General features: G+C 40.1%; 5 protein-coding genes. 3 read left to right on the top strand and 2 right to left on the bottom strand.

What is annotated here, in order from left to right; translation table 11 throughout:
- Nucleotides 1–112: 112 nt before the first annotated feature.
- Nucleotides 113–2,248: a TonB-dependent hemoglobin/transferrin/lactoferrin family receptor gene (locus E5A76_RS19500; RefSeq protein ID WP_161119934.1), complete on the top strand. Its 2,136-nt coding sequence runs from the start codon at nucleotides 113–115 to the stop codon at nucleotides 2,246–2,248.
- 97 nt (nucleotides 2,249–2,345) lie between these two features.
- On the opposite strand, the gene gss is transcribed toward E5A76_RS19500, so the two are convergent.
- Both gss and E5A76_RS19490 read right to left on the bottom strand, forming a co-directional pair.
- Nucleotides 2,346–4,226 carry a bifunctional glutathionylspermidine amidase/synthase gene (gene gss / locus E5A76_RS19495; RefSeq protein WP_161119933.1) on the bottom strand — a complete coding sequence of 627 codons (1,881 nt, stop codon included), beginning with the start codon at nucleotides 4,224–4,226 and terminating at the stop codon, nucleotides 2,346–2,348.
- A 277-nt stretch (nucleotides 4,227–4,503) separates the two neighbouring features.
- Nucleotides 4,504–4,779: a hypothetical protein gene (locus E5A76_RS19490; protein WP_161119932.1), complete on the bottom strand. Its 276-nt coding sequence runs from the start codon at nucleotides 4,777–4,779 to the stop codon at nucleotides 4,504–4,506.
- Nucleotides 4,780–4,972: 193 nt separating this feature from the next.
- Between E5A76_RS19490 and E5A76_RS19485 the strand changes: the two genes are divergently transcribed.
- A complete protein-coding gene (locus tag E5A76_RS19485; protein WP_053989620.1) occupies nucleotides 4,973–5,200 on the top strand; it encodes an amphi-Trp domain-containing protein in 228 nt (75 codons plus the stop codon).
- A 154-nt stretch (nucleotides 5,201–5,354) separates the two neighbouring features.
- Nucleotides 5,355–5,702 carry a hypothetical protein gene (locus tag E5A76_RS19480; RefSeq protein WP_161119931.1) on the top strand — a complete coding sequence of 116 codons (348 nt, stop codon included), beginning with the start codon at nucleotides 5,355–5,357 and terminating at the stop codon, nucleotides 5,700–5,702.
- The last annotated feature ends 344 nt before the right edge of the window (nucleotides 5,703–6,046 follow it).

The raw sequence follows: 6,046 nt of genomic DNA, 5'->3' as shown, positions 1-6,046 counted from the left end.
TGATAAATAGCGAAAAACAATTGCAAATCTAAATGATAGTAATTATCGTTACTATTTGTAATATTTGGTTTGATTACGTAATTATTAGAAATAAGTAGTGTAGTAGGGATATATGAACAAGCAGTTAACACTTATCGCCAGTTCACTTTTGGCCGCATTTTCACCTTCCGTTTTCGCCTCAAGTGATGTGTCTCAATTTGATGAAGTTGTTGTCACCGGTACTCGCTCTGAAGAGAGCATTAAAAATGTGCCGGCTTCAATTGCTAAAGTCACCGCAGAAGAGATTGAAAATAATTTAGCCACAGATGTGAAACAGGCATTGAAATATGAGCCGGGTGTTTCCGTTAATGGGCGAGGCCGCTTTGGTATGGAAGATATTACTATTCGTGGTATGAGTGGTAGCCGAGTCAAAGTGATGGTGGATGGTGTAGAGCAAATGGCTTCTTACAATCCAGGTGCTGAGGCTATGCGTATGAACAGCAATAACTATGAAGTTGATACGTTAACCGCAATTGAGGTGAATAAAGGTCCATCTTCAACCTTATACGGTAGTGATGCTCTGGGTGGTACGGTTTTATTTCGTACCAAAAATCCTGAAGATATGTTACTTGACGGTGATGATACCCATGTTGGCGTGACGTCAGGCTATGCTAGTGCAAATGGACAATATAAAGCAGGTTTTGAGGCTGCCAACCGTACTGGCGATCTGGAAACCATGGTGATTTATACCTACCGAGACGGTCATGAAACCGACGCGTATAACACTCATGATAAGAGCAAAGGCATTCACCGTCAGTCAGCAGATCCACAAGATATCCATTCTCACAACGTGTTAGCGAAAGTATTCTACCAGATCAACGATAATCACCGTATTGGTTTGACTGGTGAATATTTCACACGTAGTGCCGAAGGAGCGATTCCATCACGTGATGGTTATAGTGTGATGCCGGGCTTTACTTATACTCGTACGAGCGGTAACGATGACGATAGTCGTAAGCGTTTTGGCTTTGAGCACCAATGGCAAGCTGATAATGTTGTATTTGATAGCTTGAAATGGCAATTGAACTGGCAAGAGCGTAAAACAGCACACAATAATTACGATCATACCGATATGTTTGGTTACCGTGACCGATACCGTTCAGGTAAAGAGAGCAGTACCCAGTTTGATGCACAATTTGGTAAAGCGCTTGAGTTTGACACTAGCACACATAACCTCACTTACGGTGTGAGCTTAATTAACGATTCATTTGATATTAATTACACCGACTACTTCTTAGATCGCAATACATCGAAGCCGGGCTCTGAAGAAGTGCCTAAGTCGAAGTCTGAAAAACGAGCGGTATACGTACAAGATCAAATCTATTTACTTGATGATAAAGCGGTGATCACCGCAGGTGTGCGTTATGACGAGTTTGAAGCAAAACCAGAAGCATCATCAGGCTTTAAAGATCATAACAGTGATGCCTTTACTATGCGTTTAGGTGGTGTTTATCATTTTACTGATAATTTAAGCACTTACGCACAATACAGCCAGGGTTTCCGAGCACCATCTTTATATGAGATGTACTATGCGAAGAACAACGCATCACGTGGTTATATCATCGAGGCGAATCCTGATCTGAAGCCGGAAGAAAGTAACTCATACGAAGTAGGTCTACGAGCAAATGGTCGTATTGGTGAACTGCATGTTGCCGCTTACTACAACGACTATAAAAACTTCATTCAAGAAACGAAAAATAATGTCAATAACATGGATTACATTATTAATGAAAACGTTGAAGAAGCAAAAATCTACGGTGCTGAGTTAGGCGCTAAATTATGGCTAGATGAAGTGATTGCAGCACCGATGGGGACTTATGCGAAAGCCTCTGTTGCCTACATGAATGGTGAAGATAAACAAACAGGGAGAAAGTTGGACTCTATTGCGCCAATAACGTCAGTTGTTTCTGTGGGTTATGACTCACCAGAGGAAACATGGGGTAGTGCGATTGATGTCACTATGGTTGGCGCAAAGGATGAGTGGAACGAAAAAGACAATGTAAACGCAGCTGGCTACACAGTGGTCGATTTAACGACTTATGCTCGTCCAGTTAAAGACTTAACGGTTCGTGCGGGTCTATTTAATGCATTGGATAAGAAATACTGGCAGTACCAAGATCTAAAAGGAGCGAAACCAACTACTGATGGTTTAGAGCGTCGTACTCAACCGGGTCGTAACTTTGGTGTAAATGTGAAATACGATTTTTAATCGATTGTTTTTAATCGCTTAGGGTTAGCACCTTAATAAACCGCATAGTTTACAAATGTTAACTATGCGGTTTTTTATTAGTAAACGGGGCTATTCATTAACGTTTTAAAAACGCACTATCTGCCAACACAATCAAAGGCTCAATGTCGCTGTCTTTTTTAATTACCAGTGAATTGTCAGAGCGTAAACACACGCCACCGTAATTACCATCAACAGTAAACGTACAAAGTTGTAGATATTTATTTTCAACGTTAGGCAAACACCATAATTGCTGATAGATGTTCTTTTGATCGCTAAAGTTACCGTCCGTTTTATCTAAAAGTGCTTGATTGTGATTAACCAGATCAATGTTACTGCCACAACGTCCTGCAATCGGTTTTATCGCATAACCGCTTTGGCGTAATTCATTGGTTACGTTAAAGTCAGTATCAAGCAGATAATGATGATGAGGGAACAGTGACCATAACACGGGTAAGATCGCTTTATTACTTGGGATCACCGTCCATAGCGGTTCAAAGACTTTGATCTCAGGGCGCAGCAATACATCAATCAAACGCACTTTGGTATCAGGATAACCGGTATGGATCGGCACTGCGGCATATTCAGCACAACTGACTTCACGAACTTGTTCGATAGCGGTTTCCCATGCCCATGTTTTCCAGACACAGTGAATTAAACGGTTATCATCATCAATGATTTGTCCCATTTCATTCCAGTGGACATCGTCTAATCCTTTAATGATTTTGCTATTAATGCCTGCAAGGGTTAACGCTTTTTGCATAAACAGTGCGTGGTAATCTTCCTCAGCATCATCATCTTGCATAATATGAACAAAGTCATAGGCTTGGCTGTATTTCCAAACACTCGCTAGTTCATTAAGCAGATCTTCGGCAGGGCTATTTTCCGTAATATCACCGCCTTGTTCTGCCCACTTTTGAATGATCAAACACGCTTCTGTATGGCAAGAGGCTGAATCTGCATTGTATTCATAAACCTTTAGCCCATTTTCATCCATACAGAAATCTAATCGGCCTGTTAACATGCTGTGGCGATGTTGCTGCCAAGATAACCGTAGGCGAGGCCACAAGATCTTTGGAATATCAAACAGTTCAAGCAGGCTATCGTCTTGCAGCACTTTATCAGTGGCATGCAAATACATTAAGTGAAGTTCATTGGTGGCTTTTGCCAGTTCTTGCTCGGCACTTTCTGAAATCGTGAAGTAGCGATAAATATTATCATTAAGCAACTTGGTCGGGTTGGATTGAAGATAAGTACGTTCTAACTGATCGGTTTCATCTAACCAAGATGTAGAGAATTGCGCTTTATTCTCACGATAAGCACATTGGATTTTTAACAATTCAGGGGCGGGTGACGGTTGAGGTAAACATTCGATGGGATCGACATCATAAGACATCCAACCTAGGATCTCGGTATCATCAAATGTATCTTCAATGGTGTAGCAACCATCACTGGTATGTAAGGTTAATTCTCTTGTCCATTGCTGTCCTAATGGTAATGGTGCAAAAGTGACATTCTGCTCGGCAATTTTCACCTTATTACCTTCAATTTGGGTAATGACTGCAACGTGTCCTGTCTCTTGAAACTCACCGCCTTTTTGCCAAATCAACAGTGCGCCCGCAGTAGGAGCCTGACGCGCACCATTAGCAAACGCATAGAAAGGCAAGATTTTATCGTTTACTACTTGGCGTAAGAAACGTAACGAGAAGATTTCATAAGCCATGCCCACATCGGTAAACACTAAGCCGTAATTGATATAAAGAAATCGACGAGCAAACTCAACACACTGCCATTTATACCCCATGTACTCGCCATGAATGTAGCTACGCATGGCAGAATCATCGGCATATTCTTCTTCGTCTATGGTGCTGTAATCGGAAGAATAAATGGCAATACCACCGGGCGCATAACCAAGTAAGGTACCAAAAGGAGCGTTATTTTCGTGATCATCTGTGTTCATAACTTGTCGCCTAACTTGTACGTAAACAAACAAAGGCGATCGCTAATGAGAGGCATATAGGTAGCCTTTGCCGAGTAATAAAGAGTGAAACCTTTTACGACCGATGATGTGGCGCTATGAAAAGCGCAATAAGATATGCTTTCGCATCAGGGGAGAGTGATGATAAAGGTCTTTAACACTGTAAAACTCAGCGTTATGGGCTGCAATGCTAAATAAAGAAATGAAGTAAAAATTCAATAAATTAGATATTTATCTAAAGCATGTAAGTGGGGCTCTATTAAAGCTGTAAAGAGTCCACTGAGATATAAGCTAAAGAGATAGCTGCTACGAGATAATGAGCATTTAGCCCTTCGATATTTTTTGTAATCTCTGGCTTAATGCTTGCGATCAACAAGATTAAAGCCATAGGTAGCATTGCTGCTGATTGAGCGTGTATAACTAAAGTATCAAGTTGTACTCTTTCCAAAGAAAAATTGTTTAGCCATAACAGTCGAGTGCAGGCAAAAGTTGCACAACTAACAGAGCTGAAATGTACAATTTTACTAAGTATCATGATCCCTTTAACCTTTATATTTCAATAGATATTACCTATCAATAAGTCTATTTTAAATGTTGAATTGATATTTTGTCTATTAAAATGTGACATTTGAAAGATAAAACCTATCAGTTTATTTGCTAGTATCTGAAGACGTTGTATTGTTTTAGGGGACTTAATTTCTATAGTTGGTAGGTTTAAGGAGCAAATAATGACAGAAAAACAAGAAAGAGATATCGAAAAGCAATACTCAAATGCTGAGTTTGCAGCCAAGTTACGTCGTCTTGCTGATGCGGTAGAAAATGGCACTCGCTTTGACATTCAAATTGCAGGTGAGCGCATTTATGTGCCTGTTCGTGCAGAATACAGTATTGAGCATGAGCGCGAAGGGGATGAAGAAGAAATCGAATTCCAAATAAAATGGCGTAATGAGAAATAACCCACTTAACATGCTCTGTTACCGATCCTCATGCTTTAAGTGGCAAGGTATCAATAATAGGGCATGTTTTTATCTTCGAACGATATTGAATCCTGCGAGTAAAAACCATCAGCGTCTACACTGTAGTTATTAAACCAGATGTCAGAGGCTACACATGGCTAGATATGCGTTTATTTGTGCTGTGCTTTTTGGTGCTTTATCGGCTCATGCAGAAGATGAGATGGATTCTGCCATCACAGCAATGTGTGAAAATGTAAAACGATGCACCATTACCCACCTAGAAGCCAAACAACAGGTTACAGAACAAGCAAAGACTTTATTGTTTCACGCATTTGATCAGAAATGTGCCAAGATGCGCGCGAACTATCATAACCACATTCCAAAAGCGTCCGACGATTATTCAGAGGCTTTAACCTGCTTAAAAGAGCTATCGACAGCAAGTTGTGAAACCCTAATGAAAAATCCAGAGGGGATGACATGCTTTACACCGAATAAAAGCTAACGCTGTTTAAGTAAGAACAAACGTGGATAAAACGCTGTAACGCTATCAAAAAATCTCAGGTGGTAGCGTTATTTAGCGTTTCATGATCACTTTATTAAATAGGGGTTACCGTGAATAAAAATATAGCCAAAGTATAGCTAAGTTTACTGACTTTCTCGTCTTATCTTACTGGCATGATAGATATGGTAATCTGTTTAATATCCAGATATTTAGTCATAAGCAAAAGCTAGTTTCAAATCCCTGCCTTCTATAATTTGACTCAAGTATGGGAGAAATAATAAATGCTTTTATTTTTTGTATAGTTGGACTATTGGTTCGTAAATCTCGAATAATACTTCTTATAT

The organism is Photobacterium lucens (genome assembly GCF_009873615.1).
GTDB lineage: Bacteria > Pseudomonadota > Gammaproteobacteria > Enterobacterales > Vibrionaceae > Photobacterium > Photobacterium lucens.
This window is presented reverse-complemented; position numbering and strand designations above follow the sequence as displayed.